We start from the raw sequence: 26,727 nt of genomic DNA, 5'->3' as shown, positions 1-26,727 counted from the left end.
AGCCCACCTGGTCCTGCCGTGGCGGGCTTTTCTCGTCTGAGACGCACTCTGGGTCCGCACCGCGCCTTTGCGAATGGGTCGGCCTCACGCGCGCCTTCAAGGCCGAGGAGCAGGTCTAGGAGCCCGTCCGAGTAACGGTTTGATGCGTTGGGACTAAGGTTGAGATCTGGGCGGATGGCTCCTGCGCCACAGGCTCAGCGCGCGGCCTGCGCCAGCTTCAGGAGGTTATGGGCGGTGCAGATCATCGCCCACTCGCCGCGGACCTGATCGAGCCCACGTAGCAGGAACTGTCGGAAGCCTCTGGCCTGCTTGATCTGCCCGAACACCGGCTCGACGACCTGCTTCCTGAGACGGTAACGGCTCCGGCGCCCAGCCCGCTTCAGGCGGACGGCCATCGCGCTCATCAGGGGCATCTTCGTCAGCCTCCGGCGACCTGCTGCATCCGCCTCGCCGTGACGGGCACGGCCCGGAGCGAGATAGGCTGTGATCCGTCGCTCCTGCAGCGCGGCCAGGTTCGCCTCGGTGGCAAAGCCGGCATCTCCGGAGACCTCCCGCGGCTTGCGCCCGAGATGGGTGCAGACGCCGTCGACGAGCGGCACGAGAGCGCGCGAGTCGGCGGGGTTCGTCACGAGCCGATGCGCGACGATCACCTGATGGGCCGCATCAACCGCAATCTGGCCGTTGTAGCCCTGCACGAACCCGTCGCGCGTGGGCAGGATGCGGCTGTCCGGGTCGGTGAAGTTGCGCTGCGCCCGGTCGGGCGGACCGCCGTCCTCGCCCCGCAAGGGCCGACCTTGCCAGCGCATGCCCGACGAGGCCCCCGGCCCGTCCTCGTCCTCCGGATCGGGCGGATCGGCAGCCTCTGCCTCCAACGCGGCCTTGGCGGCGCGGATCGTCTCCAGCCGCCGCTGCTTGTCGGCCATCCAGGCCGGTGTCTCGTCGCCACGATGGTCGGTCCCATGAGCCCGATCCTCCGCCGCGTCGGCCTCGCGCGCTTGATCCAGCCAAGCCTCGACCTCGGCGGCCAGCGTCGACTCGGCCGCCTTCATCCGGCCGTAGCTCATCGCCTTGTGGCGCGAGGCGTTGGCCTTCAGCTTGGTGCCGTCCACCGCCACGTGGGCAAAGCCGACCAGCCCGGCCGCCCGGCACAGCCGCAGCACCTGCACGAACAGGTCCGAGAGCGCCGTCAGATGCCGCTTGCGGAAGTCAGCGATGGTGCGGAAGTCGGGCCGGTTCAGGCCGGTCACGGCCATGAAGTCAACCCGCTCCTCGCAGGCGCGGGCGAGCTGACGCGACGAGTACAGACCGCGGCTGTAGCCGTAGAGGAGCAGGGCCACCATCATGCCGGGATGGTAGGGCGGGTAGCCGCGCTCCTCGGTGTAGGTGTCGAGAATGGCTGAGAGGTCGAGCGCCTCGCGCACCGTATCGCGCACGAAGTGCGCCATGTGCCCGGGCGGCACGAACTCATGCAGCGAGGGTGGCAGCAGCCAGCCCTGATCGACGTCCCAGGAGCGAAACACCTTGGCCATGAGCCGAGTGAATCATCCCAAAGCGCCGCCGTCGAGGTACTTACTCGGACGGGCTCCTAGATGTTCGGTGCCGTCCAGAGGTGCTTCTTCAGATAGTCGGCCCGCACCTCCAGGACCGGGTAGGTGCACGGCATCAGCACGCCCGACCAGTCACTGCGATTCGCGCCGGACTAAGGGTGGACCCCAAACAGCGTCAAAGCGCCCAGCCGAGCCGGTCAGCCTCAGGTCCGAAATCGTTCACGAACCATCGGCAGTTCAAGAGCGTCTTCACCCACTCCTCTGGCCTGAAACTAAGGCAGGGCACCTGGCCCGGTGACAGGCTGGCGAGCCCGAGGGACCATTCCAGGACGGTGGGGGAGGGGACGTCGAGGGTGGGTGAGTCGGACATGGCGGGGCGCTACCCGCGGGCGAGGCCGTGCGCGAGAGCCGCCAAGCCTCACTCTCCCCCGATCTTCACAGGGATTCCGACCGCCTCAGATTCTCGGATACGGTCTGCCGTTCCGCGCCCGCCCGCCGCTGCAGTCATGGGCTTCTCTTTTGGGCAGAACGTGTCGCGCGGTCCGATCTCGACCCTCCGCGGACGCTGAGCCCACGGCTGCATTCGCTGGGCAACAAGCGGTCAGCTGACGCGGTCCGGCTGTGCGTGCTAGGGGCCGCCATGGCTCGCATCACGCCCGCTCCAAGCGCCCCCACCCAGATCCACGCTCACCACGCCGCCAAGGCCTATATGCTTCTGACGTTTACGGCGCTGATCTGGGCCGGCAATGTCATCGCCAGCAAGTGGGCCGTCGGTCAGGTCTCGCCCCTGGCTCTAACGAGCGTGCGCTGGCTCGTCGCCTGTGCAGCCCTCGTTCCGCTCGCTGCACGGCAAGTCGCATGCGAATGGCGCCTCCTTCGGCCAGCTTGGTTCCGCATTCTCCTCATGGGCGGCTGCGGCTTCACGGCCTTTAATGCCCTGTTCTACATCGCCGGTACCTACACGAGCGCCACTAACATCGCGCTGTTCCAGGGCGCGATCCCAGTTGTGGTGCTGGCCTGCAGCTTCCTCGTATACCGCACTCGTGTGAGCTTGATCCAGGTTACCGGCGTGTTGGTCACCCTGCTCGGCGTGGCCGTTGCAGCGACACACGGTGACTGGGAGGTGCTTCGCACATTCGCCTTCAACCGAGGCGATCTCCTCATGCTCGTCGCCTGTGTTCTATACGCCGGCTATACCGTAGGCCTGCGAGCGCGACCGGCAATATCAGGGCTGACCTTCTTCGCTGCGATGGCGCTGGCCGCACTCCTCACCTCTCTGCCGCTCCTGATGGTGGAGTGGGCAACAGGACGCCTGATTTGGCCGACCGGGAAGGGGTGGGCGATCATTGCGTTCGTGGGGCTTGGTCCCTCTCTGATCTCGCAACTCTCCTTCATGCGTGGCGTCGAGCTGATCGGGCCGAATCGCGCAGGCGTGTTCGTGAACTTGGTTCCAGTGTTCGGTGCGGGTCTCGCCGTTAGCTTGGCCGGGGAGCCGTTTCGGCTGGACAACGCCGTTGCGCTGACGCTCGTTCTGAGCGGCATCTTCATCGCTGAGCGGCTTGGAAGGCGCAGCCGGAGTTCCTGAAGCAAGGTTCGGAACGGGTCACGAGCTTGCGTTCGGCGTGTTCGGCTCCGCGCCATCCGCGCCATAAGCCGACCTTCGATCGGAGCCTTCGGAATGGCCGCTCGTTAATCGACAGCGGACCTCTTCAGAAGTTACGGCTCGTAGCTGCTGACGTTCTCCCATTCGCATAAGGGCGGCGTATGGAGTGTGCGATGCCGGCGTGGCTAGCCACGCCGGCTACCGCTTGATCGATCTCCCTTGGAGTGAGCGGCCCGCCCTGCAGGATGGCTTTGAGCCAACGTCCGGCGCTCGCCGAAGCGTCGGGATCCCTCACAAGGAGCTTCCGCCGCAGATCATGAGCTGCTGGCCCGTGACGGCGTCGGTCTCGCGCGACAGGAAGAAGGCCACCGCCGCCGCGACCTCGTCGGGGCGGATGAAGCGGCCGAGCGGCGGCAGGCGCGGGGCGAGGCCGCCGCGAGCGGGGTCCGTGAGCATCGGCGTCTCGGTCGCGGCCGGGGCGACGACGTTGACGGTGATCCCGCGCGGCATCAGTTCGGCCGCCCAGGAGCGCGCCAGCGCGACGAGCGCCGCCTTCGAGGCCGCGTAGGCGCCGCGCCCCGCCGCCCCCGCGGCGGTGCGGCTGCCGATCAGCACCACGCGCCCGCCCGCCGCCATGCGCGGGACCAGGATCTCCGCCATCCGCACGGCGGCCTCGACGTGGAGGCGCCACATCGCCTCGCCGTCCTCAGGAGCCATCGCGCCTAGGCGGCCGACCCGCAGCAGGCCCGCGGCGTGGACGAGGGCATCGACGCGCAGATCCTCCAGGGCCGGCGCGATGGCGTCGAGATCCGAGAGGTCGAGCGCGAGGTGGCGGTAGCGCGGATGCACCTCGCTCCCCTCGCTCCGGCTCACGCCCGTCACCGCCCAGCCGTCGCCCAGCAGGCGTGCGACGATGGCCGCGCCGATGCCGGAACTCGCCCCCGTCACCAGGGCGTGGCGGGCCGCTTCAGCCACCGGCCGAGACCCAGCCCTCGGAGAGCCGCACGTACTTGATCGCCTGCCGGTGGTAGGTGAAGGCGACGTGCAGCGCCCCGTCCGGCGTCTGCGCCACCGACGGGTAGGACAGTTCGCGGTTGGTGCGGTCGCGCGAGTTGTTGGTCATGCAGTAGCCGTCGCCGGTCTCCACGTCGCGCCGGTGCGGCCAGGTGCGGCCGCCATCCTCCGAAATCGCGAGCGTCAGCGGCGCGCGCGGCGTGCCCCAGAAGGCCGTCCGCTTGCCTGGGGCGGCGGGCAGCGGCGCGGCGCTCTCGCCTGCCTCGTCCTCGATCTCGTCGTAGAGCGAGGCGCGCCGCTCGGTCGCGGCCTCGGCGTTGACGGCGTTGTAGACAAGGGCGAGGTGGCCGTTGGCGAGCCGCGTCGCCTGGATCGAGGAATTGTTGTTCGGCAGCGCCGTCGGCACCGGAGCCGACCACGTCGCGCCGCCATCGGTCGAGCGGCTCTCGTAGATCGCGTCGGCCCAGCGGCTGCGGAACAGGGCGAGCAGCGTGCCGTCGTCGAGGGGCATGATCGACATGTGCACGCAGCCGGTGCTGTCGGGCACTGCCACCTCATGCCAGGTGCGGCCGGCATCCGAAGAGATCTTCACCGCGCTGGTGTCGTCGTCGCCGACCCACTTGGCGCCCGGCACGCTCGGGCAGTGGAAGATCGGCAGCAGCCAGTCGCCGTTCGCCAGCACCACGGGGGGCTGACGCACGAAGGTGCCGCAGCCCTCGCGCCGGGGAAACAGCGTCTCGATTGGCCCCCAGCTCCGGCCGTGGTCGCGCGAGAGGCGGCGGCGCACGAAGGCGGTGTCCTGGTTGCCCGACACTTGAGCGGTCCAGATCAGCCAGAGGTCGCCGGTCGGGGCCGGGAACAGGATCGGGTTCTGCTCCGAGCGCGCGGGGTCGTCCGAGAGCTTCTCGGCGGGCGACCACGCGTCGGAGCCCTTGGCAAGGCGCGAGAAGTAGACCGAGATGTCAGCCATGCCCTCCTGCGTGCCGCCGAACCAGACGCAGGCGAGATCGCCGTTGGCGAGCGGCATCAGGTTGGCGGCGTGGTTCTGCACGCAGAGCGAGGGGATGAAAGTTTCAAGACGGACCGGGTCGCCGGCGACGGGCTGAAGCGTGCCGGTGCGGGCCTGCGGCTGGGCGATGATGTCGAGCATGGGTCTCCTCCGGTCAGACGGGGGTCACGGTGTGGGTCGGCTCGGACGCGGCGGGCGCGGGCTGCGGTTTGCCCCAGCCGAACAGGCGCTCGATCACCATCACGAGGAGCGGGGCCAGTGCCGCGACATACATGTTGTCGATGCCGTAGGGGTTGCCGAGCACGTACCAGACGGTGGTGGCGACCGCCGCGCCGAGCAGGCCCAGCGTCGCGCCGCGGTTCGAGCCGAACCAGGGCAGGTAGAAGCCGACCATTGCGACGATCGCGATCGAGAGCCGCAGCGCCCGGGTGAAGAAGGACAGCTTCAGGATCTCCGGGATGAAGAACACGAAGACGAGCGGCACCACCGCGATCACCAGCGAGAAGATCCGCGTCATGCGCAGCTCCTGCGCCGGATCAGGGTTCCAGTAGGGCACGTAAAAGTCGCGCACCACGAGCGAGGCGATGGCGAGCGCCACCGTGCTGACGCTGACGAAGATCGAGGCGACCAGCGAGGTGGTGACGAGGCCGGCGAGGAGCGGGTGCATGCCCTTCATGAAGACCGGCAGCGCGTAGAGGCTGTTCATGTCGGGATAGAGATGCTTGGCGGCGAGCCCGATCAGAGCGAGCACGATACCGAGCGGGAAGCAGAAAGCCGCGGCGTAGAAGGCGGAGGCGCGGGCTGCCGAGGCGTTCTTCGTCGAGGAGATCGCCTGCACGATGAACTGCGTGGAGAAGATCGCCCCCACCGTGCCGAAGGTCCAGGCGAAGATCGTGGCGAAGCCGAGCTTGCCGTCCCAGGTGAAGTAGACGGGCGGCAGCGACTCGCGCATCGGCGCGAGGCCGCCGGTGAGCGAGAGCGCGACGGCGAGGATGATGCCGATGCCCACGACCTTGATCGCGCTGTGCAGGATCGTGACCCAGGCCACGCCCTTTAGCCCGCCGAACACGTAGTAGAAGGTGCTCACCGCCGCGATGATGCACATCGCGGTTGGCAGGTTGACCCGCAGAGCGGTCGAAATCGCCGCTGCGCCACTGACGTAGTTGCCGACGTTCACCAGGAGCAGCGCGTAGATCATAATGACAGACACTGTCATCATGGTCGACTTGCCGTACTTCTGGGCGATCGCGGCCGAGATGGTGTACTCGCCCGAGTCGTAGATCTTGCGGACGATGAAGAGCCCGAAGAGCACGAAACCGATCGAGGCGCCGAGCACCGACCACGCAGCGGCGATACCGGAGTTGAAGGCTTCCTGCGCGGTGCCCACAGTCGACTTCGCGCCGATGAACTCCGACATCAGCAGCACGCCGACGACGACGGCCGGCATGGAGCGGGCCGCGGTCATGAACTGCGCGTTGGTGCGGCTGCGCAGCTTCAGCGTCAGCCAGCCGGTGAGCAGGATGTAGGCGACGACCATGACCGCGATGGTCAGGCTCTCGCCCTGGGTGAACTCGTGCATGGGCGTATCCTCTCGAAAGGGTTCGCGAGGGGGCTCGACGTCTTTCCGCGCCGTTCGCCCCAGTGCGGATCAGGAGGCGCGGCGGGCCTCGTCCGGCATCGGGGCGAGGAGGGCGGCGCGCTCGGTTTCCGAGAGCGGCACCAGCGGCGGGCGCATCCGGCACCAGCCTGGATCACCGGTGCGCTCGGCCAGCAGCGCCTTGAGCGAGGCCATCTGGGCAAAGCGCGAGGCCCGCTCGCGCGCCGCCACCACGCGTCCTTGAGCGGCCCCCACCGCCGCGGCTTGGGCTGGGTCGGCCCAGTGGTCGAAGACGAAGCGCAGATCCCGCGCGACGAGGTTCGTGGTCGCGGTGATCGCCCCGGCGCCGCCCGCTTTCAGCAACGGCAGCATCAGCGGGTCGGCGCCCGCCAGCACCGCGAAACCGGGGAAGCGCTCGACCAGCGCCGTCATGTGGGCGAGGTCGCCCGCCGAATCCTTGATCCCGACGAAGGTCCCCGGATAGCGCTCGCGCAGGCGAGCGATGGCGCCGTGCGGGAGCGGCACGCCCGCGACCTGCGGGATGTGGTAGAGCACGACCCGCAGGCGCTCGTCGCCGATCCGCTCGACGATCTCCGCATAGGCCGCGACGATCCCGTCCTCGCTCACGCCCTTGTAGTAGAAGGGCGGCAGCATCACCACGGTGGTGACGCCCAGCGAGAGGGCGTGGCGGGTGAGCGCCACCGTCTCGGTCAGCGCCGCCACCCCGGTGCCGGGCAGGAGCTGGTCCGGAGATATCCCGGCCCGAAGGGCGGCCTCCAGCAGGGCCTTGCGCTCGTCGCCCGAGAAGGAATTGGCCTCGCCGGTGGTGCCGAGCAGCGCGATGCCCGTGCAGCCCTCGGCGAGGAGATGGCGGCAATGGGCCGTGAAGGCCGCGTGGTTCGGGTTGAGGTCCTGGTCCAGCGGCGTCAGGGCGGCGCAGAAGACGCCGCGCGGGAAAACGGTCTCGCTCATGGGGAGGCTCCGCTCAGGCGGCGGCGCGGTAGAGCGCCAGGATCCGGTCCCGGCTGATCTCGCGCGGGTTGTTGTCGAGCAGGCGCCGGATCGCGTGCGCCTCGGTCGCCATCGCGGGCAGGTCGCCCTCCGGCACGCCGAGCGCCGAGAGGCGCATCGCGAGGCCGAGATCGGCGCACCAGCGCGTCGCGGCCTCCGCCACCGCGCCCTCCTCGGCCGTCTCGGGCAGGCCGAGGGCGGCCATCACCTGCCGGGTCTTCTCGGGCACGGCGGGCGCGTTGAAGGCCAGCGTGTGCGGGAAGATCACCGCGCAGGCGAGGCCGTGGGCGACGTGATGGCGGCTGCCGAGCGGGTAGGCGACGGCATGGCCGGCCGTGGTGTTCACCGGGCCGAGGCAGAAGCCGCCATAGAGCGAGGCGAGCGCCAGCCCCGCCCGCGCCTCGACGTCGCTCCCGTCCCGCACGGCCCGGGGCAGGAAGCGGCCGACGAGCCGCGCGCCTTCGAGCGCGTAGAGGTCAATCAAGGGGTGCGCCTTGCGGCTGGTGAAAGCCTCGACGCAATGGGCGAGCGCATCGACGCCGGTCGCCGCCGTGACGGCGGGCGGCACCGTGAGCGTCAGGTCGGGGTCGATCACGGCCGCATCGGCCAGCATGTGCCGGCTCTGCACCGCGAGCTTGGTCTGCGTGGCGGGGTCGGTGACGAGGGCGCGGGTGCCGCCCTCGCTGCCGGTGCCGGCGGTGGTCGGCACCTGGATCAGGCCGGCGCGGCGCCCGGCCACCCGCTCGGGGCCGACCACGTCGTGGATCGTCTGCCCGCTGCCGGGCAGCACCGCCACCAGCTTGGCGAGGTCCATGGCGCTGCCGCCGCCGAAGCCGACCACGAGGTCGGGGGAAAAGTCTTCCGCCAGGGCGAGCGCCCGCTCCAGGTTCGGGATGTCGGGCTCCGGCCTGACCTCGCCGAACACCCGCACCTCGCCCGGCAGGGCGAGGAGATCGACCCGCGCGGCGTTGAAGGCGTCGGCCACGACCAGGATGCGGCGCGCAGCCCTGGCGCGGGCGCGCTGCCCGACCGTGCGGGCCGTGCCCGACCCGAACGCGATCTCGGGCCGGACGATCGCGATGGGGGCGGTGAGATCGGTCATGCGGCGCTCCTCTGGGTGGCGGCGGCGCTCGCGGCCAGCCGCTCGGCATATTCGATCGCCTCGATCAGGCTGCGTTCGTTGGCGATGCCGCGCCCGGCGATGTCGAAGGCGGTGCCGTGATCGACCGAGGTGCGGATGATCGGCAGGCCGAGCGTGATGTTGACGCCCGACAATTCCATCCACTGGCCGGTGGTCGGGTCGACCTCGAAGCCCAAGAGCTTGACCGGGATGTGCCCCTGGTCGTGGTACATCGCCACGACCGCGTCGTACTGGCCGGCCCGCAGCTTCACGAACACCGTGTCGCCCGGCACGGGGCCGACCACGTCGAGCCCGTCCGCCACGGCCGTGGCGATCACCGGCGCACTGACGTCGATGTCCTGGCGCCCGAACAGGCCGCCCTCGCCCGCATGGGGGTTGAGCGCCGCAACCGCGATGCGGGGCTGCGCGAGGCCGAGGCCCTTGAGCGCCTTGTGGGTCAGATCGATGACGCGGCGCAGCCGCTCGGGGGTGAGGCGCTTCGGCACGTCCTCGAGCGCCACATGGGTGGTGACGTGGCTCACCCGCATGCCGCCATGGGCGAGCATCATCACCGAGCCGCGCACGCCCGTGAGATCGGCGAGCATCTCGGTATGGCCGGCGTAGTGGTAGCCGGCGAGGTTCAGCGCCTCCTTGTTGAGGGGCGCGGTGACGATGCCGCCGATGCGCTGATCGAGGGCGAGGCGCACCGCACGCTCGATCGCCTTGAAGGCGAAGCGCCCGCCATCCGCGCTGAGCTGACCCGGCTCGATCGGCGCGCCCTCGGCATCGGCCTGGAGGCAGGCGAGGTTCGGCCAGTCGCTCTCCTGCGCGATCTCGGGGATGGGGGCGGCACCGAGGGCTCCTTCCGCCCGGCGCAGGGCCGGGACGCTGCCGATGACCAGGAGCTTGAGGTCCCCGGCGGCGATCCGGTGCTTCAGCCGGTGCGCGGCCTTGACGAGGATCTCGGGGCCGATGCCGGCGGGATCGCCCATGGTGATGGCGAGGTGGCGGGTCACGCGCAGGTCCTTTCGGGCAGGAGGCCGTTGCGGCGCAGCAGGTCGCGCCAGACGGCGGGGGAGCCGAACGCCCCGGACTTCGACACGATCGCGACGCCATCCCAGAGCCCGCCGCGCATCCGCGAGCGGGGTATGCCCGGAGCAACCTGTCCGGTGACGACGAGAGTTTCGGTCCCGAGGGCGAGGCAGAGGGCCTTGAGGGTCTCGCCGCCGGCAACGAGCAGGGTGCCGGGCGGGGGAAGGGCGCGGGCGAGAAGGCCGAAGGAAGCGGCGATGCGCGCGGCGGCTTCCTGCCGGCCCGTGCCCTCGGGCAGGCCGAGGCTGACCAGCGCGGCGCCGCGCTCCCGCAGCCGTGCCGCAACCCGGCCGGCATGGTCGCCCTCGGCGGGCAGGATCAGCCGGTGCTCCGGGCAATGGGCGAGCTGCGCCGCGGTCTCGGGCCGGTCCGAGCCGAACAGGCCGAGCACGGGGCCGACAAGACGCGTGTCGCAGGACGCGGGCGAGCGTCCTGCCAAGGCTCCGGCGAGCCCGCCGCTGCCGCACCATAGGACTGGCCCCGCAGCACTCTCCGCGAAGCTGGCGATGCGGTCCAGGTCTGCATCGTCTGTGGCGTCGTATACGGCGACGCCATCGAGGAGTCCGTCCCCGACCCCGGCGCGGCGTGTCGCCAAGCCCGCGGCGTGCAGGCTCTCGGCAATGTCGCCCGAGGCCGCCTGCCAGCCGCTTTCGGTCCGGGCGAACTGGCGCCCCTCTACGGTCCGGCGCCCTTGATAAGGGAAGGCCGGGGCCACGATCGCGTGGCGCCAAGCGCCGGTGCCGAAGCACGCCGCGAGTTCCGCCGCCCAGGGCCCGCGCAAGAGGCTGTCGACCTTCTTGAAGGCAATCTCGGCCCCCTGCAGGCGGGGCGCGAGCGCGCCGGCGATCCGGGCCGCCTCCTCTGCGCTGCGCTCGCGGGTGCCGGTGTCGAGGGCGAGGTTGCCCCCGCATGGGCCCATCGGCGCCCCGACCCAGGCGACCTCGACGGCGCCGACCAGCCCGGTGAAGCCGGCCGCGGTGTCGAGGGCGCCGGTCAGGTCGTCGGCGATGAGGCGCAGGCTCGGCATCAGCGCGCTCAGCCCCGTCCAGCTGCCGCCGAGGTACCAGCAGACAGGCAAGCCGTGCCGCCGGCATTCTTCCCGGCGTTGCCGCCCTGGGGGACGATTGCGATGCCGCTCCTGTATAACAACCTGACAACTTGGGCGGCGCAGGCGCCTGAGCCCGGCCGAACCGTCGCGGTACCCTCCCGGAAACGGCCATGCCCATCGATGTCGCAGGACCTCTGAGCGTCGGGCAGCAGACTGTTCCGACGTCTGAGCGGGGCGATATGCCAATCCATGGTCACGCCGGTGCCACCCATGACCGCTCCTCCACCCCGAAGTCTCCTCACAGGCTCCGGATTTGTTGTAAACTTGTTAGGAGAGGTACGGGAGAAGCTGTCAGCTGTCAAGGGGCGCGTCATGGGTCCGACCGCGTCCGCGGCCGAGCCGCCCACGGGGCAATCACGCCCGTCGAGAGAGGTGAAGGGGTCGAGAGGCGCCTGAAGGCTGCTATAGACCCAGCATGCGGCGAAGGTTTCGTTGGATGTGTCGCCCGCTGCTTCCAAATTTCATCCGAAGCTGCAGGTCCATAGCAGCTCTAGACCGCTCCCCGCTGAAATGAGGCCAGCTCGGCGTAGGGGAGCGCGAAAGTCAAAGACTTGAGAGCTGTAGCCGTTTCGACCGAAACAGGCACGGCTCTAGCTATAGCGATAGATCGAGAAGACGGCACTCGAACAAACGATCACGCGACGAGCAGATATGCCGCTGCATCTGCACGCGGGCAGTGTTCGGATCGCCATCCCGGACGGCAGCAAAGATGGCGTGGTGCTCATCGAAGACCCCCTGCAGGCCGGAATTCGGTCCGAGCAGCGCGAGGCCATGGATCTTCATGCCGACGGCGATGTGCGCCTGCAGGGCCTGCATGGAGGCGGCGTAGTAGTGATTGTTGGACGCCTCCGCGATGGCGAGATGGAAGGCGAAATCGGCGTCGTCCCGATGCTGCTGCTGGCGCGTCGCCGCGTTCAAGAGGTCGAGGGCGCTCGCGATCCGGCCGATCGCGGCCTCGTTGCGCCGCAAGGCCGCGTAGAAGGCCGCATCGGGTTCGATGGTCAGGCGGAACTCGTAGCAGCGCTGGATGTCGGCGATGCTCTCGACCGGAGCGAAGCCGAGCGCGGGCGCCTTGCCGCGCGCCCGCACGAAGCTGCCGGCGCCCTGACGCGAGACGATGACATTCTCGCGCCTCAGCCGCTCAAGGGCCGCCCGAACGATGGGGCGCGAGACCTTGAACCGCCCTGCGAGATCGTTCTCGCTCGGCAGCTTCTGGTTCTCGGCATAGGTCCCGCTCGCGATCTCCGTGACGAGGCTCTGATAGACGCCGTCAGCGAGGCTCGACGGCCGCGCCAAAGAGCTCGGCCGCGCCTCGTCGTCCGACATGTCCCGCGCTACCGCTTCCATTCGGCCCTCTTGCTCTCCCGCCCGCTGCAGGCGGGCCACCTGTCAACAAGTATGCCCCTCACGGTACGTTCCGCGCAAGCTTGTTAAAGTTTGTAAGAGGCATTCCGGTTGCGCAGCCTTTGACTATCGAGCCCTGCTGTCGTGAGCGTCCGACTGAGGTCGGAATTCGGCCCAGTGCGGTCGGGCCTGGGCCACCAGCCAGCCCGGTGCGGCAACGGCCAGAGCACGAAGAGTATGGCGCAGCCTCACGGCAGAAGCGACACCAACTCCGAGCGTGATCCCGGCGATCCGGAGCCTCGCGACTTCGCCAGCAGGATCAAAAGCGCGGGAGAGCCGCAAAAAGGTCACCTTCGGCGAGCCCGGCGACCGCGCAGGGCTGGTCGGCTTGTCGTGTCCCGGACGACGAGTTCTGTAGGCAGCAGCACGACCTTCGCAGGAGCATCGATCTGGCCGATTCGCCTAAGCAGAAGCTCGGCCGCAGTCTGGCCGATGAGTTTTCTTGGGACGGACACCGACGTGAGCGCAGGCCGCCAGAGGGTAGCCTCAGCGATATCGTCGAAACCAAAGATCGAGAAGTCCGCACCCGGTGTCAGGTTCCGTGCGCGCAAGCCGAGCATCGCACCGAAGGCGACCACATCGTTGAAGCACACGGCGGCGGTGGGCGGCTCCGGGAGATCAAGCAGCGCGAAGAGTTGGGCCATGCCCTCATCCCTCGTCGCGGGTCCCGACAGCACCAACTGCGGTTCGTACTCGATCCCGCTTCGCGCCAGCGCCAGCTGGTATCCTTCCAACCGCTCGCGACCCGTCGATATGTCCGTGTTCAGGCCGATGAAGCCGATGCGTCGATGGCCGAGACCGACCAAATGCTCCGTTGCGGCCAACGTTCCGGCGCGGTGATCGGCCTGGACTAAGTCCGTCTCCGCACCCGGCACGGAACGGGATACCATGACGAATGGCAACCGCCATGACCGCAGCAGATCAACGAACGTAGCATCGGTTCCGCGCGCCGGCACGAGTAAAAGGCCGTCCACGTTGTATTCTCGTACGCTTGCGGCGAAGGCGCTCTGCCGCTCAACCGACTCGCCCGTATTGGACATGATCACGATGCGGTTTTGCGTTGTGAGCACGTCCTCAATCGCCGCTGTGATCTCCGCAAAGTACGGATTGGTTAGATCGTTTACCGCAAGACCGATCAGATGCGTCTGGGCTGATCGGAGACTTGCTGCACCCCGGTTATAGACGTAGCCCAGTTGCTCCGCCGCATGCAGAACGCGCTGGCGCGTGCGCTCCGGGATGCTTGGGTGATTGCGCAGGACGAGGGAAACGGTAGCCTTCGACACGCCGCTCTCCCTGGCGATGTCCGCCAGGGTGGAGCGTGCATCCTGCGGCCGGCCTTCGTTCGGTCCGCCTGCTATCTCCATGTTGCCGACCCGATGCCCGTTAAGAGCCTGTACGCGATTAAACAGCTTGCTGCGCCTGTGTATGAGCGACCAGCCGCCGTGAGATGATCGAGATCATGGCAATCCAGACGTGAGCCGCGAAGAGATCGGGCTGGCGGTCGTACACGATGTTAAGCCGACGGTAGCGGCTCAACCAGGCGAACAACCGCTCGACCACCCATCTGATCCCGCACGGCAGGAACTGATCGTCCCGTGTGCCGCCGGGCGAGACCGAGACGTGAATGTCGTGCACCAGCGCCGCCGCGGCGAACGGTGCTCCCTTGAGGCCACTGTCGCCGAGGAGATCACCCTGGAAACCGAGCCCGGCCAACTGCGGCAGCAGCGGCGGGGTGCCGGCCCGGTCATCCACGGTGGCAGGCCCGAGGGCGAGGTCGAGCAGCGAGCCATGCTTGTCGCAGACGGCCACCAGCTTCACGCCTTTGACCAGCTTGCCGCCGTCAATGCCCCGGGCCCACGCACTTGGGGCCGAGCGCAAAGAGCGGCTGTCGGCCACCACCGCCGAGGGCACGACCTCGTCGCCGCGGGCGCGGCGCCAGTCGAGGGCGAGACGCTGGCCCAGACGGCGCCACAGCCCGAGCCGTGTCCAGCGGGCAAAGGCGCTGTGCAGGGGAGTGAACGGCACGCCCGAGAGCCAGCCCGCCAAGCGCCACGGCAGACCCCCGAAGCTTCAGGGGCCAGATCAGCCCGATCAGGCGTCGGCGCAGGGCGAGGTCGGGTTTGCGCCCGCGGCGGTGAACGCCGCCCCGCTCGCGCTCCATGGCCTCCAATTCGGCTTCGACGGCGAAGACGAACACCTTGACGTCGGCCAGGGCATCCCAGCCATCGCCCCGGCAGGATCGCGGAACGAGGCGGGCAGAGGGAGAAGTGAGGTAGGCGGTGTTCCGGGCATGGGTGCGAGGCATCGGCCCGATATGGTGAGCCGGTGTCCGGCCATGCCCTCCTATGGATCGGAGCGGCTCCTACTGCTCAGCCTCATTTCGCGTACAGCTTCTGAGCTTGAGTTTGGCCCTTTTTGGTCAGTCGTTGATCCAGAAGAGCGGCGTTGAGGCGATGTAGTCGAGGGCTTGGTCGAGGGGCGTGGTGGCGATGCCGAACGGCCCTGCGGCGCCCCAGCGTGCCCCGTTCCACCACGGCACCTGAACCGTGTCGGCCTCGCCGGTGGGCGTGAGCCGGGCGAGGGGAGCGCCGGTGCGCTCGCTCAGCAGCGCGTAGCCGTGGCCCGCCTTGTGCACGGCGACGCCCCCGCCGCGGGCCTGGTGGAACGCCTCACGACACCATCGTGAGCTCGCCATGGCAAGGTTAGCCCCCTCCGATGCCGCAAACCCTGCCGCCGCGGTCGTCCCTGCTGTCCTGTCGACCTGGATGGCACCCTTGGCGGCCTGTTTCCCGCGCCCGACCTTCGCCAACCTCATGGTGCTCGTCGCCGGGGCCGTGCTCGCGCCCGGGCGGCGGACCGTGACCGCGGCGCTCAGCCGCCTGGGCCTGCGCGAGGGCGTGACGGTCAGCACCTATCATCGCGTGCTCAGCCGCAGGCGCTGGCGCGCCCAGGCGACAGCACGCGGCCTGCTCGGGCTGCTGATCGCGGCGTTCGCGCCGAGTGGGCCGGTGGTGGTCGGCATCGACGAGACCCTTGAGCGGCGCTGGGGCGCCAGGATCAAGGCGCGCGGGATCGATCGCGATCCCGTGCGCTCCAGCCCCGGCCACTTCGTCAAGGCGTCGGGCCTGCGCTGGATCAGCCGGATGCTGCCTCACGATGGTGTCGTTGGCGCCCTCAACCCGGCGTCGCGTGCAAGGGCTTCCTCATGCCAGCCAGACCCGATCCTCTGCAGGCGCGCCTTGAGGCGTTCCACCAGGCCCGCGGCGGGGGCGTCGCCGTGCACAAGGCGGGCCACGGCTACGCGCTGCTGAGCGAGCGCACCGGCGCTCCCCTCGCCCGGCTCACGCCCACCGGCGAGGCCGACACGGTTCAGGTGCCGTGGTGGAACGGGGCACGCTGGGGCGCCGCAGGGCCGTTCGGCATCGCCACCACGCCCCTCGACCAAGCCCTCGACTACATCGCCTCAACGCCGCTCTTCTGGATCAACGACTGACCAAAAAGGGCCAAACTCAAGCTCAGAGGCCGTTGCGGGTTCGATTCACTCATAGGCAAACGCCGGTCGGTCCCCTCCATAAACCCACAGTTTGTCTCGACTGATTTTACCTTTTCCGAGTTGTATCAGGCCAGCTCCCGGAGCGATGTTGATGAGGCCCCGGCACCTCGCCCTGGTCTGAGTCTCACTGAGTGTGAATGGTCGTCGGAGGCTGTGAAGCGTACCACTGGGCCGCCTGGTCTATCTCCTCTCGTGTCATCCTCCGGGCGATGTTGCGCATCTGCTGACTGATGTCATTGCGACGCGCGCCCGAGGCGAAGGCCTGCAGCTGTGCCTTCACGTACGCTGCTGGCTGCCCCTCCAGCCACGGGCTTCCTGTCTTGTTGTCGAGTGCGCCGTGGCAGGAGCCGCAAGGAGCGATGTTGCGAAGCGGGGCACCGTTGATGACGATCCGAGGCGCGGGCTTGTCCCTGTCCGGATGGAATCCAGGCAGCCTGGGCAGGTACGCGTAATAGGCCGCGAGATCGGACATGTCCCGGTCGGACAGGTTCACCGCGAAGGGCGTCATGATAGCGTTGGCCCGCGCGCCGGTCTTGAAGTCCATCAGCTGCTTGTAGATCGCGGCCGCGTATTGCCCGGCGAGGTTGGGCGAGTCAGCTCGGCTGACACCGGTCGGCCCATGGCAGATCGCACATTGTTGAGCCAGCGTCGCGCCTCGTCCGACCGCCTCCGGAGCCGCGGCGCCGGGCAGGGCAGAGGTGACCACCACCTGAGTGAGTTTGCCGTCTGGCTGGACCGGCGCGGCGGCCGAGGGCGTCTTCGGCAATCCGGCAGCGCTACAGATCGCGTCCCACACGCCGGTGAACTTGAGGTCCGGCTGCGCGTAGGGAAGCAGCACGAAGCCGCCGAGCGCTGTGACGACGAATAGGGCGACCGTGATGCCGACCGAGCGCGCGAACCAGGGGTTCCTGGGCGAGAGGAGGTCTTCGTCGCTCATGGATTGACCCCCACATACACGGCCGGCACGGAGGTGTCCTGGCGCAAGGCGAGCTGCGCGATGGGAAAACCGTAATTGGTCGCCGTGAGGCCGACCATCAGAGCGATCCACAGCGCGTAGCTGTTGAGGGCGGGCACGGCCACGGGCGGGTGCAGCGCGACGGCGAACCGGTAGACACCAGCGTCCTCTCGCGGCGCACGCTGGCCTCGGAGCAGCACGAGGATGAACAGGGCGCCGGACGCAACCAGGATGAAGCCGCCGATGGCCGAGAGCGTGACGGAAAAGGCCTGCGTGGCAACAGCGGGATCGCCGTAGTCGAAATAGGCCATGCGCCGCGGCATGCCGAGGATCCCCACCCAATGCCAAGGGAAGGTGGTCACGATCATGCCGATGAACCAAAGCCAGAGCTGGGTACGCATCAGACGCAGATCGGTCAAAGCGCGGCCGGTCAGATGCGGCCATAGGTCATAAGCGATCGCGAAGTACATGATGACGATCGCACCGCCAAAGATCAGGTGGAAATGACCGGTGATCCACTGGGTATTATGAATTGACGTGTTGAGCTGGTAGCTCATGTTGATGAGGCCGCCAGCACCACCAAAGCCGAGCATCACGAACGAGAACGCGACGGCGAGCATGATCGGGTTCGACCAAGGCAAGACCTTGATCCAACCGAACGGCCCGCGACCGCCGCGCATCCGGGCGGCGATCTCCACAGACGCGCAGATGGTGAAGACGGTCAGCAGCGTCGGCAGCGCCACGAGGGCCGTGAAGGCTGAATGGATGAACTTGAAGCCAGCGCCGACCTGCGGATCCTCGAAGGTGTGGTGCATGCCGATCGGCATCGAGACGATGAGGAACAGGATAAATGCAATCCTGCCCATAGTGTCGCTGTAGATCTTGCCGCCGATCGCTCGCGGCACGATCGTGTAATAAGCGATGTAGGTCGGGATCAGCCAGAAGTAGACGATAGCGTGTAGCGTCCAGGAGAAGAACACGCGCGACAGTCCCGCATCGATGGTTGATTTGAGACCGAAGGCGACCGGCAGGATCTGCAGGAGTAGCTCGAGCGCAGCGCCCACTGCCGTCCAGGCCCACAGGTAGGAGCCAGCCACATTGGCGAACATCGGGAGAGGCACTGGCGCGCCAGGGTTCGCTTTCTTCCAGGCATGGAGGTTGACCGACATGAGGGCGACCCAGATCCAGGAGCCCACCACCACGAGCACCACACCCAGGTAGTAGAAGGGACTGCCGATCAGGGGAGGATAGAAGGTGTAGAGCACCGAGGCCCGGCCGAGCGACACCGGGATCATGGCCGTGACGGCACCGATCACGATCAGCCAGAACCCCGCCCACGCCCAGCGAAGCCCAATGAGGCGCTGCTTCAGCGAGACCTCGCTGATAGCGTAGCCGAAGCCCATCGCCACGAGGGTTGGGAACACATAGGCCATCACGGTGCCGTGCGCCGTCAGGGACCGGTAATACCACTCGGGATTGCTGATCCAGGTGTGAAGCGGGCTTCGGATGAACATCTGCCAAGCCCCGAGCAGCAGGGCGAGGCCGAAGACGGCGAATGCCAGCCAGAAATGGGCGAGAATGAGCCTCCTGCTATTCAACACAGGTGACCCTCCGGTTGGCCGAGATCATGGACAGGAACTCGGACTTGTCGACTACCTTCACCTTGGCCCACATGCCCTCGTGCCCCACCCCACAGTACTCTTGGCAGGGCATCAGGTACTCACCCGTCCTGCTGAACTTGGCCGGGATTTCGGAGACATAGCCGGGCACCAACATGGTGTTGATGTTGGTGTTCTGGATCAGAAAGCCGTGGACCACATCGGGGCTCGTCGCCCGAAACACCACCGGCGTGTTGGTGGGCACCACCATGCATTGAGGGGTGAAGCTGTATTGCTGGCCAACGGCCCGCACTGTCACTGAGCCGTCCGGCTCGACTGCGCTACCCAGATTGCCCTTGATGAATTCGCCCGTGAGATGGAGAGTTTGGGGCTGGATGGTCTCGACCCGAGCTTGCGGCATTGTCGCCTGATGAATACCGGAGAAGGCTGCCGCGCCGGCCAGTACGATGATGATGGCAACGGATAGGGTCGCCCATCGCCTCTCGACCCGCTCGGCGACGCGAGCGCCTTCGTCAATGTGATCCTGGGTCGGCATCGGCGTTCCCGGTCAGCTCCCGCGGGGCAGGAACACGAACAAGTAGAAGGCAAACCAGCACGTCACCACGATTGCTGTGGCGATTGCCGCGAGCGTCAGGGCGCCCGATGGCCCGGCCCGTATGATCGCTGCCACATCGCGATGCTCGGTGTCCTCATCACGGTCCTGCAGCGGGGGAGAGTTCAGCATGGCCTTAGTCCAGCGGAGCGGAGCGGAGCTGATTGGCTTCCTGGGCGGTGACGGCTGCGCCGTGATTGCCCCAGGTGGTGCGGATGTAGGTGACCACGGCCGCGACCTCGTTGTCCGACAGGGATTGGGCGAAGGGCGGCATGCCATAGGGGCGGGAATTGCCCTCCGTGCCTGGGGGATAGCCGCCATTCAGCACCATGCGGATGGCATTCACGGCCGAGGACATCTGGATGGACTGGTTGCCGGCGAGGGGTGGATAGTGCGGCGGCTTGCCCTGCCCCTGTGCGCCGTGGCAACTCGCGCAGTTGGTGTCGTAGACCGTTTTTCCGAGCGACAGCAGGAGACTGCTCTCGGCCGTGGGCACGTTCGACGTGACCGGCGGCGCGACCTCCTGGCCAAGGCTCTTGAGGTAGACGGCCATGGCTCGGGTGTCCTCGGGCGTCAAGTACTGGAGACTGTTGTAGGTGACTTCTGCCATCGGGCCGTAGACAGCCCCACGCCGTGAGATGCCCGTGCGCAGGAGGTCCGAGATCTCTTCGATACTCCAGTCGCCGACCCCAGCCTCGCGGTTGGACGTGAGCGAAGGCGCGTACCAGTTCTGCATCGGGATGAGCCCGCCTTGGAAGGCCTGGGACTCTGAACTGCCCCCGAGCGCATTGATGGGCGTGTGGCACATGCCGCAATGCCCCAGGCCCTCGACCAGGTAGGCACCCCGGTTCCACTCCGCCGACTGCTTCGGATCAGGCTTGAATTCTCCCTCCCGGAAGAACAGCGTGCGCCAACCGAGTACGAGCTGACGATTGTTGTATGGGAATCGAAGGTCGTGCGGTCGGTTCGCCTGCTTCACGGGTGGAACCGACATCAGAAAGGCATAGATCGCGTCGCTGTCGGCCCTGGTCACCTTCGTGTAGGAGCCGAACGGCATGGCCGGGTAGAGCAAACCGCCATCCGGGGAGCGGCCCGTGTGCATCATCTGGTAGAACTGGTCGGCCGTCCATGTGCCGATCCCGGTTTCTGGATCGGGCGTGATGTTCGAGGTGAACAGCGTGCCGAAGGGCGTTGCCATCGGCCTCCCGCCCGCGAAGGGTTTCCCTTCGGGGGCTGTGTGGCATGCGATGCAATCGCCGGCCCTGGCCAAGTACTCGCCCTTTGCGAGCGCCTCTGCATCGGGCTGGGCGGCCGGCGCGGCTTGAGATTCGGCTGCAGAGACACACAGGAGCGAGGCAAGGAGAGCCGGGAGCACTGACCGAACGAGGCTGGCCACGACGATTCTCCTCACTGGGGCTGGCTCCCGCAGGCAAATGGAAGCGCATAGGTCCCCTGCGGCACGGAGCGGCGTTCCGCGGGTGCGGGCCGCGAGGACAGCCACGCGGTGACCGCCATCACGTCCGCTTCGGTGAGATGTCCCGCAACGACTTGCATGCAGTCAGGGGCACGTGCGGTTCGCGTGCCATAGCGCCAAGCGCCGAGCTGTGCGCTGACATAGTTCGGCCTTAATCCGAGGAGGCCAGGAATGCCGGGCTCCATGCCGGTTAGACTTGGACCGTGGCAGCTCGTGCAGGCCGGAATGTTGCGAGAGGCATCGCCTTGCGTGACCAGCGTTTTTCCCAACGCAAGGACCTCGTCTCCCACCGTCGGAATGGCCGGAGGCGGAAGCGGCGGATTCAGGCCGGCAAAGTGATCGGCCATCTCTTTGAGGTAGGCCTCTGGCAGGTACTCCAGGAGGTAGTTCATGGGCGGGTAGTGTCGCCGGCCGTTCCGGAAGGCGACCAGCTGATTGAAGAGATAGCCTGCCGGCTTGCCGGCAAGGCGCGGGAAGTAGGGGTCCCGCGTCCCTTCGCCCTGTGCGCCGTGGCAAGGAGCGCAGGCCAGCACGCGCTCGGCCATCGTATCCGGAGGGGACTCGGGTGATTGCGCGTGCGCTGATCCGAACACCGAGACCACCAGCGCGGTTGCAACCGCAACGCCACGGATTAGGTGCAAGGCCGCTCTCCGGCTCTGTAACTCCGCACGACGCAGTCCACCACCGTGTCGACGTCCTGTCCGACGCTCGCGACCGGGCGGCACGCTTCCGTTCACCCTAGCCGAAAGTGCGGTCCGCTCTTTGCGCGCGCGCAAACAAGCCGTCCGGAGGCGACAAATTCGGCAGCCGCCTCCGCTCCGCCGGGCCCGGCCGCGGTGGTCTTGGCAGCTCTTGAGCGAGATCAATGCGCCTGCGGGTTCTGCGGTGCACTGACGAGCGCTCGACGAGCTTGCCCCGACCGTCAGCCGGCCTCGTGCGGCGCGGCATCGCTTGCGGTGGTTCCTGCGCGTTCGTTGCGCGAAGGGAGGCAGGCCCGGTAAGTTGTAAGGTGAGAGGACGGAAAGCGGCAATGGACCAGGCGCCGCGATGGACGAGACCGACGATGGGCACCCTGTTCGCGGGCCTAGAACGCGAACCAGCCGACGCCCTGCTGGATGCGGCCACGCATCGTCAGTTTGCAGAAGGGACGACCCTCTTCCACCAGGGGGATGCGCCGAGCCAGCTCTTTCAGGTCAGCGCGGGCTTGGTGAAGCTGTCGCGGGTCAATCCGGAAGGTGAGCAGACGACGCTCCGGTTCATGGGAGCCGGCGACCTCGTTGGTTGCGTCGCCGTATTCCAGCAATCTCCCTTCCCGGCAACTGCTATCGCCAGCAAGCCCACCAGCGTCTTGTGTTGGGGAGCAGCGCAGATCCTTGACCTAACGCGTCGCTACCCCGCAATCTCGGCCAACGCTCTGAAAACCGTGGGGGACCGTGCCCGGGAGATGATCGACCGGGTGGCCGAGCTGACGGACAAGGGTGTCGAGGCGCGGATCGCCAGCGTCCTCCTACGCCTGGCTGGCCAGGTTGGGCGTACCTGTTTGGCGGGCGTCGAGATCGCGTACCCGGTCACGAGGAGGGATGTGGCCGAGATGACGGGTGTCACCTACTTCACCGTCAGCCGGATCCTCGGCGGTTGGCAGAGGCAGGGCCTCGTGCAGCTCGGTCGGGTCCGAATCATCGTCATGGAGCCGCAACGCCTGGCCCAAATTGCTGGCTGAGGCGTCGCGAAGCTGAATGCGTCTGACGCCGTCGTCGCTGGGCGGGAGCGGACGTCGGGCGTCTCTCTGACAGCGCTCGCAAGTCGGTCGAGATTGAACGGACCCGGCCGGCTCGCAAAGGCCGGAGCGAGACCAGGCGAGCGATGGCGCTACGCCAAGCCATAGATGCGGAACTCGGCGGACAATGGCCCGATCCGACGGATGATGACCGATGTCCGAGGCGCGCCGTCGAGGCCGATCCGCCCGCGTCCCCACAGCGCTCAGCACTCCCTCCGGCCTACGCCAGTGCAGATCGCTGCGCCGACGAAGGATCGAGCTGCGGTGCTCGGAATGATGCGGCTGGCCTATGCCATGCCGGCCGCAGTCGCCCCGCCCGCCTTAGCGATCGGGATCGACGTCATCTCGGCCTGTCAGCTGACCAGCCTGATGCGGATCGCCTGCATGCAAGAGGCCGAGGATATCCTCGCCGAGATGCAGGTCGAGCCCCGGGACCTGCTGTGGGAGTCGGCAGCGTTCCGGAAGCCCGATTGAACTGCTCTGGCCAAGCAGGGCCGGCGAGCCCGTCAACGTCGAGGCGTGGCGGGCCGAGATGACCACCCGCAACGCCGCACTCGCTACCGCCTGATCGATCCTGTCACATCCGGATCCGACTTGGCCGGCTTCGGCACCGAATGTCCAATGCGCGCTTGCTGCCCGGCACGTGCCTCCCGCGGGGCTTGGGTGGGCCGTGCCGCGAGGGTCAAAAGAAATGCGCTCAATAGGCCAACTACTGTGAGGCCAAGGACAAGGCCAACGGTATCGGCCCACTTCTCCAGTCGATCAATGACGGCAAAGCCGAGGACGAAGACGACTGCCACGATGAGCAGCGTCACGGCAGACGACACCATTAGCCGGGCCTCCGAATCTGGCCGGGGCATGGCAACGCCCGTTTGCCGCCTGCGGATCCCTACGAACGATCGACCGTGCTACTCCGCGGCCTTGGGTTTCCTCGCCCGCCCCGAACCTTTCTTCGACTTGGCCGAGGCGGTCACCTTGGCGTCGCCCGCGGATTGCTTCGGAGCAGTCCTACGGTGGCTCTGACCAAGACCTGAAGCCTTGGCGAGTTCGGAGCGCTGCACGGCATAGCTCTCAGCCACCATCGGGTATGTCGGTGGGAGCCCGAACTTCGACCGGTACTCGTCCGGCGACATTCCGTGACGAGTGAGATGCCGCTTCAGGGTCTTGTACGGCTTGCCATCGATGAAGCTGATCAGGGCATCCGGCGTGATGGATTTCCGGATCTGCGCCGGGGTCGCCTTGGGCGTCTCCTCAGCGGCAGACGCAGCGGGCTTCCCAAGGCTGTCCAGCGTCTGGCTCACCGTAGCAATGAGGTCGGGCAGCTGTGCGACCGGAACGGGGTTATGCGCGACGTACGCCGAGATGATATCCGCGACCAGCTCTATCGCAGGGCCGCCAGCGTCCGCGGTTGCTTCCTGAACATCAGCCATTTCAATTTCTCCTCTGGCGATTGCGAGATGATTTGGGGCGAATCCTGTCCTGTCAACATCGTAAGCCCTGCTATCCAGGGGAAACTCCACAGAACCCTTCGAAGATCCAAGGGCGGCACAGAGATTTTAGATATCTGACGAAAAACCTGAGTTTGAAGCTCGCGTAAACGACGCCTTCTCAAAGACCCTCAAGGAGCTGCAGAAGCAGATCAACGGCGTTGCCGGGAGCGATGCAGGTAAGAACGCCGTCGGCCAGTGGCCGATGCCGCGAAGCGGGTCAAAAGGAAGCGCGAAGAGACCGGGGTGGTGTAGTGCCTCTTCCGATACGGGCGGGCTCTTCAAGGAGGCGAACGCGTCCAAGAGCCGGCAGATATCGCCGGCTGATCAGGCGCCATGACAGGCAGTATCGGTTGGCGCTCGCGTGCCCTGGAGATGAGCATGCGCAACACGCAGGGGCAGATCTGGTGAGAAGGCGGCTTTACTTCACCAAAATAAGAAGCGCTCCGGCCGAGCTAATACTCAAGGATACGAATGCGGCTATGGCATACAGAAGGGAAGTTGCTTTATCAGACGCAGGGTCTAGCTGCCCCTCGTCCAGCAATTGCCATCTGTTTCGGGCTGTGATAGCTTGGCGATTAGTCATGCGCTGCCCCCTTCAAGGCGCAGACTTGGTCTGGATTAGCGCCAACATGTCAGCGAAAACTGCATATTGAAAGTACAATGTGTGAAGCGCTTCAGATTGGCAGCGGTTGCATTGTGCACCAATTCTGCATCGCCAAGCTCGCTCTCGCGTTCACGAGCTGACTATGCGCAACCTGCGGGAACGATCGGGTTGAGCCCCTTACTCGATTGGGTGATGCGGCGGGCTTGTCACGTTGTTGAACGCGGCTGCGAGCAAACCTGCGCTGGCCCCTTTCAGGCCGCCACGCCAGCTGCACTGCGCCGCGTCGCGAACGCCCCGGCTCGGAAGAGCCGATGCGTGCGAGCCGAGACGAGGTGACGAGGAACGGTGAAGACGTGCATGCCGCAGTGCAGAGCACGTTTTACATTCAACGTCATCTAGTTTCCCGCCACACGCTGCGCCAGTTCCGGGCGGAGGCAGCGGACGCATGGCGGACGGCGACGGCTGTGGCCTGAGATGAGGCTGGTCCTGCCGGTTCTGCGGCCGCGCAGGTTCCCGTGGCAGCGCTCCGCTGACGGCTCACCAAGGATCTGGGCAAGCCATTCGGCATTGTATATACAGTTGAGTATATACGGAGCAAGCATGGCAACGACGCGCGTTTTCCGGTCAGGCAACAGCATGGCTGTTCGGCTACCCCGAGGCTTCGATCTCGTGGGGCCGGACGTCGAGATCGAGAAGCGGGGTGATGAGATCATTCTGCGCGAGATCAAGCCGAAGAACATGCTGGACGCTTTGGCGTTGTTCCGGGAGCTTCCAGACGACATGGGCGATCGGGAAGACACCCCGCCTCAAGCGCGCGAGGGCCTGTAGTGGCAAGCCCTCGTTTCATGCTCGACACCAACATCTGCATCTTCCTGCGCAGGCAGAAATCGGCTTCCGTAACGGCCCGGTTCGCCGCCCTCCAGCCGGGAGAGGCAGCCATGTCGATCATCACCTACGGGGAGCAACTCTACGGGGCCGAAAAGAGCCAGGATCGCGCCAAGGCGATCGCACTCATCCAGCGGATCGCCGGGATGATCCCGGTCTTACCGATGGCGGTCGGGGTTGCAGACTTCTATGGGAAGATCCGCAGCGACCTCGAAGAGAAGGGGCTCACAATCGGCAATAACGACCTCTGGATTGCCGCCCACGCGCTTCACGAGAACCTAATCCTCGTGACCAACAACCGACGCGAGTTCGACCGGGTAGGGATGGGACTTCAGGTCGAGGACTGGACGCAGCCCTGAGCGGGGCTTGTCACGTCGCCGGACGCGGCCGCAGGAATACCTACGCAGCTCAGCTTCAGGCCGCCACGTTTTGAACGCCTCGGCTCGGAAGAGCCGGTACGTGCGAGCCGAGGCGAGGTGACGAGGAACATGCCTGATCATAGCAGCGGGCTGGCTGCTGCCTCGATGGCACTGAGCAGATCCTGCGCAAGCGGCTTCTCGATCAGCGGCAAGCCGGCTTCCCTGGCGCGCCGGCAGGTCGACGGATCCGGGCGCCCGGTGATGAGAAGGACAAGCACATCCACACCGCGCTCGCGCAGCTGATGATCAACTCCTACGAGGTGGTCCGGTTGGAAAGTTAGTGGACCGTGGGTCTGTCCACCACGGGGAGCTTGGCCGGCGAAGCCGGTCGGGCGAGCGCAGCCGGCCAAGCGGTCAGGGCGGGCACGAACACCTCCGGAACCGGCGGCCGGTACCCCAATGAGGCATGCGGCCGAACTCCGTTGTAGTGCCTCCTCCAATTTTCAATGATGATCTGAGCTTCGCGAAGGTATAAAAATCTCACAATTCAGCAGATCGTCTCTCAGATGTGCGTTGAAACTCTCGATTGTGCCATTATCCCCCAGCAAGACCGAAGTGGTGTAAACGGTCTCCGCGCCCACCGTCGTGATACAGCCCTGGATAGACTTCGCGATGAACTCGGATCCATTGTCGGACCGAATATGCGTGGGCACGCCACGCAGGATGAACAGGTCCGAGAGCACGTCAGCCTGCCGCAGCTTGGCAACGATCTCCTCGGGCTTGGGTCGTTTGGCCATATCGTCCGTCCTCCAGGCTCAGAAGCCATACTGCAGGGCGGACCACTCCGGTGGAGGCTGATCAGAGTCAGGTCCTGCCACTTCTGCGACCGTGCTCAGGTTCCCGTGACAACGCCC

General features: G+C 66.9%; 28 protein-coding genes and 2 pseudogenes. 7 read left to right on the top strand and 23 right to left on the bottom strand.

The window, feature by feature from the left end:
- Positions 1–194: 194 nt before the first annotated feature.
- A complete protein-coding gene (locus MNOD_RS40080; protein WP_012631034.1) occupies positions 195–1,529 on the bottom strand; it encodes an IS1182-like element ISMno38 family transposase in 1,335 nt (444 codons plus the stop codon).
- 193 nt (positions 1,530–1,722) lie between these two features.
- Positions 1,723–1,917, bottom strand: a complete 195-nt coding sequence (locus MNOD_RS45330) for a hypothetical protein (protein WP_012631318.1) — start codon at positions 1,915–1,917, stop codon at positions 1,723–1,725.
- 270 nt (positions 1,918–2,187) lie between these two features.
- On the opposite strand from MNOD_RS45330, the gene MNOD_RS40070 reads away from it, so the two are divergent.
- Complete coding sequence (locus MNOD_RS40070) at positions 2,188–3,132, top strand: DMT family transporter (protein ID WP_012631317.1); 945 nt, start codon at positions 2,188–2,190, stop codon at positions 3,130–3,132.
- Positions 3,133–3,441: 309 nt separating this feature from the next.
- On the opposite strand, the gene MNOD_RS40065 is transcribed toward MNOD_RS40070, so the two are convergent.
- The 11 genes from MNOD_RS40065 to MNOD_RS40015 all read right to left on the bottom strand — a co-directional run bounded on the left by MNOD_RS40065 (position 3,442) and on the right by MNOD_RS40015 (position 15,200).
- Positions 3,442–4,125 (bottom strand): SDR family NAD(P)-dependent oxidoreductase, encoded by a 684-nt coding sequence (locus MNOD_RS40065; protein ID WP_012631316.1) that lies wholly within the window; start codon positions 4,123–4,125, stop codon positions 3,442–3,444.
- Positions 4,118–5,314 (bottom strand): sialidase family protein, encoded by a 1,197-nt coding sequence (locus MNOD_RS40060; protein ID WP_012631315.1) that lies wholly within the window; start codon positions 5,312–5,314, stop codon positions 4,118–4,120. The genes MNOD_RS40065 and MNOD_RS40060 overlap by 8 nt, the downstream gene beginning before the upstream one ends.
- A gap of 13 nt (positions 5,315–5,327) precedes the next feature.
- Positions 5,328–6,752 (bottom strand): sodium:solute symporter family protein, encoded by a 1,425-nt coding sequence (locus MNOD_RS40055; protein ID WP_012631314.1) that lies wholly within the window; start codon positions 6,750–6,752, stop codon positions 5,328–5,330.
- Positions 6,753–6,821: 69 nt separating this feature from the next.
- Positions 6,822–7,742 (bottom strand): dihydrodipicolinate synthase family protein, encoded by a 921-nt coding sequence (locus tag MNOD_RS40050; RefSeq protein WP_012631313.1) that lies wholly within the window; start codon positions 7,740–7,742, stop codon positions 6,822–6,824.
- A gap of 13 nt (positions 7,743–7,755) precedes the next feature.
- Complete coding sequence (locus MNOD_RS40045) at positions 7,756–8,883, bottom strand: iron-containing alcohol dehydrogenase (protein WP_012631312.1); 1,128 nt, start codon at positions 8,881–8,883, stop codon at positions 7,756–7,758.
- Entirely contained in the window at positions 8,880–9,917 is a 1,038-nt protein-coding gene (gene pdxA, locus MNOD_RS40040; protein ID WP_012631311.1) for a 4-hydroxythreonine-4-phosphate dehydrogenase PdxA, read from the bottom strand. Before pdxA ends, MNOD_RS40045 begins: the two co-directional genes overlap by 4 nt.
- Complete coding sequence (locus tag MNOD_RS40035; RefSeq protein ID WP_012631310.1) at positions 9,914–11,020, bottom strand: four-carbon acid sugar kinase family protein; 1,107 nt, start codon at positions 11,018–11,020, stop codon at positions 9,914–9,916. The genes pdxA and MNOD_RS40035 overlap by 4 nt, the downstream gene beginning before the upstream one ends.
- Positions 11,021–11,695: 675 nt before the next feature.
- Positions 11,696–12,448 (bottom strand): FadR/GntR family transcriptional regulator, encoded by a 753-nt coding sequence (locus tag MNOD_RS40030; RefSeq protein WP_012631308.1) that lies wholly within the window; start codon positions 12,446–12,448, stop codon positions 11,696–11,698.
- 344 nt (positions 12,449–12,792) lie between these two features.
- Positions 12,793–13,869, bottom strand: a complete 1,077-nt coding sequence (locus MNOD_RS40025) for a LacI family DNA-binding transcriptional regulator (protein ID WP_012631307.1) — start codon at positions 13,867–13,869, stop codon at positions 12,793–12,795.
- Positions 13,870–13,906: 37 nt separating this feature from the next.
- Complete coding sequence (locus MNOD_RS40020) at positions 13,907–14,530, bottom strand: transposase (RefSeq protein ID WP_198157700.1); 624 nt, start codon at positions 14,528–14,530, stop codon at positions 13,907–13,909.
- A 394-nt stretch (positions 14,531–14,924) separates the two neighbouring features.
- A complete protein-coding gene (locus MNOD_RS40015) occupies positions 14,925–15,200 on the bottom strand; it encodes a hypothetical protein (protein ID WP_198157699.1) in 276 nt (91 codons plus the stop codon).
- Positions 15,201–15,270: 70 nt separating this feature from the next.
- On the opposite strand from MNOD_RS40015, the gene MNOD_RS40010 reads away from it, so the two are divergent.
- Together MNOD_RS40010 and MNOD_RS40005 are read left to right on the top strand one after the other, a co-directional pair.
- The gene (locus MNOD_RS40010; protein ID WP_425277538.1) at positions 15,271–15,816 is read left to right on the top strand and encodes a transposase; all 546 of its coding nucleotides are present in this window, start codon (positions 15,271–15,273) and stop codon (positions 15,814–15,816) included.
- Entirely contained in the window at positions 15,783–15,998 is a 216-nt protein-coding gene (locus tag MNOD_RS40005) for a hypothetical protein (protein WP_012631304.1), read from the top strand. The genes MNOD_RS40010 and MNOD_RS40005 overlap by 34 nt, the downstream gene beginning before the upstream one ends.
- 184 nt (positions 15,999–16,182) lie before the next feature.
- Here MNOD_RS40005 and MNOD_RS40000 read toward each other — a convergent pair whose 3' ends face one another.
- From MNOD_RS40000 to MNOD_RS39980, 6 genes are read right to left on the bottom strand one after another with little or no spacing between them, the layout of a single operon-like run.
- Complete coding sequence (locus tag MNOD_RS40000; protein WP_012631303.1) at positions 16,183–16,995, bottom strand: c-type cytochrome; 813 nt, start codon at positions 16,993–16,995, stop codon at positions 16,183–16,185.
- Positions 16,992–18,614, bottom strand: coding sequence for a b(o/a)3-type cytochrome-c oxidase subunit 1 (locus MNOD_RS39995; protein WP_012631302.1), 1,623 nt, complete (start codon positions 18,612–18,614; stop codon positions 16,992–16,994). The genes MNOD_RS40000 and MNOD_RS39995 overlap by 4 nt, the downstream gene beginning before the upstream one ends.
- Positions 18,604–19,167, bottom strand: coding sequence for a cupredoxin domain-containing protein (locus MNOD_RS39990; RefSeq protein WP_012631301.1), 564 nt, complete (start codon positions 19,165–19,167; stop codon positions 18,604–18,606). The genes MNOD_RS39995 and MNOD_RS39990 overlap by 11 nt, the downstream gene beginning before the upstream one ends.
- Positions 19,168–19,179: 12 nt before the next feature.
- Positions 19,180–19,356 (bottom strand): hypothetical protein, encoded by a 177-nt coding sequence (locus tag MNOD_RS47725; protein ID WP_012631300.1) that lies wholly within the window; start codon positions 19,354–19,356, stop codon positions 19,180–19,182.
- A 4-nt stretch (positions 19,357–19,360) separates the two neighbouring features.
- A complete protein-coding gene (locus tag MNOD_RS39985; RefSeq protein ID WP_012631299.1) occupies positions 19,361–20,620 on the bottom strand; it encodes a c-type cytochrome in 1,260 nt (419 codons plus the stop codon).
- 11 nt (positions 20,621–20,631) lie between these two features.
- Positions 20,632–21,303 carry a c-type cytochrome gene (locus tag MNOD_RS39980; protein ID WP_244424896.1) on the bottom strand — a complete coding sequence of 224 codons (672 nt, stop codon included), beginning with the start codon at positions 21,301–21,303 and terminating at the stop codon, positions 20,632–20,634.
- A gap of 458 nt (positions 21,304–21,761) precedes the next feature.
- On the opposite strand from MNOD_RS39980, the gene MNOD_RS39975 reads away from it, so the two are divergent.
- Together MNOD_RS39975 and MNOD_RS39970 are read left to right on the top strand one after the other, a co-directional pair.
- On the top strand, positions 21,762–22,418 hold the full coding sequence (locus tag MNOD_RS39975) for a Crp/Fnr family transcriptional regulator (RefSeq protein WP_244424877.1): 657 nt from the start codon (positions 21,762–21,764) through the stop codon (positions 22,416–22,418).
- A gap of 330 nt (positions 22,419–22,748) precedes the next feature.
- Positions 22,749–22,949 carry a hypothetical protein gene (locus tag MNOD_RS39970; protein WP_043754072.1) on the top strand — a complete coding sequence of 67 codons (201 nt, stop codon included), beginning with the start codon at positions 22,749–22,751 and terminating at the stop codon, positions 22,947–22,949.
- Between the two features lie 83 nt (positions 22,950–23,032).
- Here the strand turns inward: MNOD_RS39970 and MNOD_RS39965 are convergent, their stop codons facing one another.
- The 3 genes and pseudogenes from MNOD_RS39965 to MNOD_RS47720 form a co-directional block, all read right to left on the bottom strand.
- Positions 23,033–23,290, bottom strand: a complete 258-nt coding sequence (locus MNOD_RS39965; RefSeq protein ID WP_157091842.1) for a hypothetical protein — start codon at positions 23,288–23,290, stop codon at positions 23,033–23,035.
- A 93-nt stretch (positions 23,291–23,383) separates the two neighbouring features.
- Positions 23,384–23,905 (bottom strand): Ros/MucR family transcriptional regulator, encoded by a 522-nt coding sequence (locus MNOD_RS39960; RefSeq protein WP_012631294.1) that lies wholly within the window; start codon positions 23,903–23,905, stop codon positions 23,384–23,386.
- Between the two features lie 915 nt (positions 23,906–24,820).
- Positions 24,821–24,925, bottom strand: a pseudogene (locus MNOD_RS47720) (IS6 family transposase); the annotation flags it as partial.
- A gap of 244 nt (positions 24,926–25,169) precedes the next feature.
- On the opposite strand from MNOD_RS47720, the gene MNOD_RS39955 reads away from it, so the two are divergent.
- On the top strand, positions 25,170–25,397 hold the full coding sequence (locus tag MNOD_RS39955) for an antitoxin (RefSeq protein ID WP_012631293.1): 228 nt from the start codon (positions 25,170–25,172) through the stop codon (positions 25,395–25,397).
- 17 nt (positions 25,398–25,414) lie between these two features.
- Positions 25,415–25,813 (top strand): type II toxin-antitoxin system VapC family toxin, encoded by a 399-nt coding sequence (locus MNOD_RS39950; RefSeq protein WP_043754059.1) that lies wholly within the window; start codon positions 25,415–25,417, stop codon positions 25,811–25,813.
- A 337-nt stretch (positions 25,814–26,150) separates the two neighbouring features.
- Here MNOD_RS39950 and MNOD_RS39940 read toward each other — a convergent pair.
- Positions 26,151–26,559, bottom strand: a pseudogene (locus tag MNOD_RS39940) (integrase core domain-containing protein); the annotation flags it as partial.
- Positions 26,560–26,727 lie beyond the last annotated feature (168 nt).

Source organism: Methylobacterium nodulans ORS 2060, from assembly GCF_000022085.1.
GTDB classification, from domain to species: domain Bacteria; phylum Pseudomonadota; class Alphaproteobacteria; order Rhizobiales; family Beijerinckiaceae; genus Methylobacterium; species Methylobacterium nodulans.
The sequence above is the reverse complement of the archived record's forward strand: the minus strand, read 5'-3'. Positions and strand labels throughout refer to the sequence as shown.

Excerpts from the sequence above, each read along its gene's own strand:
- MNOD_RS40080 (WP_012631034.1), bottom strand. The coding sequence starts at position 1,529 with ATGGCCAAGGTGTTTCGCTCCTGGGACGTCGATCAGGGCTGGCTGCTG.
- MNOD_RS45330 (WP_012631318.1), bottom strand. The coding sequence starts at position 1,917 with ATGTCCGACTCACCCACCCTCGACGTCCCCTCCCCCACCGTCCTGGAA.
- MNOD_RS40070 (WP_012631317.1), top strand. The coding sequence starts at position 2,188 with ATGGCTCGCATCACGCCCGCTCCAAGCGCCCCCACCCAGATCCACGCT.
- MNOD_RS40060 (WP_012631315.1), bottom strand. The coding sequence starts at position 5,314 with ATGCTCGACATCATCGCCCAGCCGCAGGCCCGCACCGGCACGCTTCAG.
- MNOD_RS40055 (WP_012631314.1), bottom strand. The coding sequence starts at position 6,752 with ATGCACGAGTTCACCCAGGGCGAGAGCCTGACCATCGCGGTCATGGTC.
- MNOD_RS40050 (WP_012631313.1), bottom strand. The coding sequence starts at position 7,742 with ATGAGCGAGACCGTTTTCCCGCGCGGCGTCTTCTGCGCCGCCCTGACG.
- MNOD_RS40045 (WP_012631312.1), bottom strand. The coding sequence starts at position 8,883 with ATGACCGATCTCACCGCCCCCATCGCGATCGTCCGGCCCGAGATCGCG.
- MNOD_RS40035 (WP_012631310.1), bottom strand. The coding sequence starts at position 11,020 with ATGCCGAGCCTGCGCCTCATCGCCGACGACCTGACCGGCGCCCTCGAC.
- MNOD_RS40030 (WP_012631308.1), bottom strand. The coding sequence starts at position 12,448 with ATGGAAGCGGTAGCGCGGGACATGTCGGACGACGAGGCGCGGCCGAGC.
- MNOD_RS40025 (WP_012631307.1), bottom strand. The coding sequence starts at position 13,869 with ATGGAGATAGCAGGCGGACCGAACGAAGGCCGGCCGCAGGATGCACGC.
- MNOD_RS40015 (WP_198157699.1), bottom strand. The coding sequence starts at position 15,200 with ATGGCGAGCTCACGATGGTGTCGTGAGGCGTTCCACCAGGCCCGCGGC.
- MNOD_RS40010 (WP_425277538.1), top strand. The coding sequence starts at position 15,271 with ATGGCACCCTTGGCGGCCTGTTTCCCGCGCCCGACCTTCGCCAACCTC.
- MNOD_RS40000 (WP_012631303.1), bottom strand. The coding sequence starts at position 16,995 with ATGAGCGACGAAGACCTCCTCTCGCCCAGGAACCCCTGGTTCGCGCGC.
- MNOD_RS39990 (WP_012631301.1), bottom strand. The coding sequence starts at position 19,167 with ATGCCGACCCAGGATCACATTGACGAAGGCGCTCGCGTCGCCGAGCGG.
- MNOD_RS47725 (WP_012631300.1), bottom strand. The coding sequence starts at position 19,356 with ATGCTGAACTCTCCCCCGCTGCAGGACCGTGATGAGGACACCGAGCAT.
- MNOD_RS39975 (WP_244424877.1), top strand. The coding sequence starts at position 21,762 with ATGGGCACCCTGTTCGCGGGCCTAGAACGCGAACCAGCCGACGCCCTG.
- MNOD_RS39970 (WP_043754072.1), top strand. The coding sequence starts at position 22,749 with ATGATGCGGCTGGCCTATGCCATGCCGGCCGCAGTCGCCCCGCCCGCC.
- MNOD_RS39960 (WP_012631294.1), bottom strand. The coding sequence starts at position 23,905 with ATGGCTGATGTTCAGGAAGCAACCGCGGACGCTGGCGGCCCTGCGATA.
- MNOD_RS39955 (WP_012631293.1), top strand. The coding sequence starts at position 25,170 with ATGGCAACGACGCGCGTTTTCCGGTCAGGCAACAGCATGGCTGTTCGG.
- MNOD_RS39950 (WP_043754059.1), top strand. The coding sequence starts at position 25,415 with ATGCTCGACACCAACATCTGCATCTTCCTGCGCAGGCAGAAATCGGCT.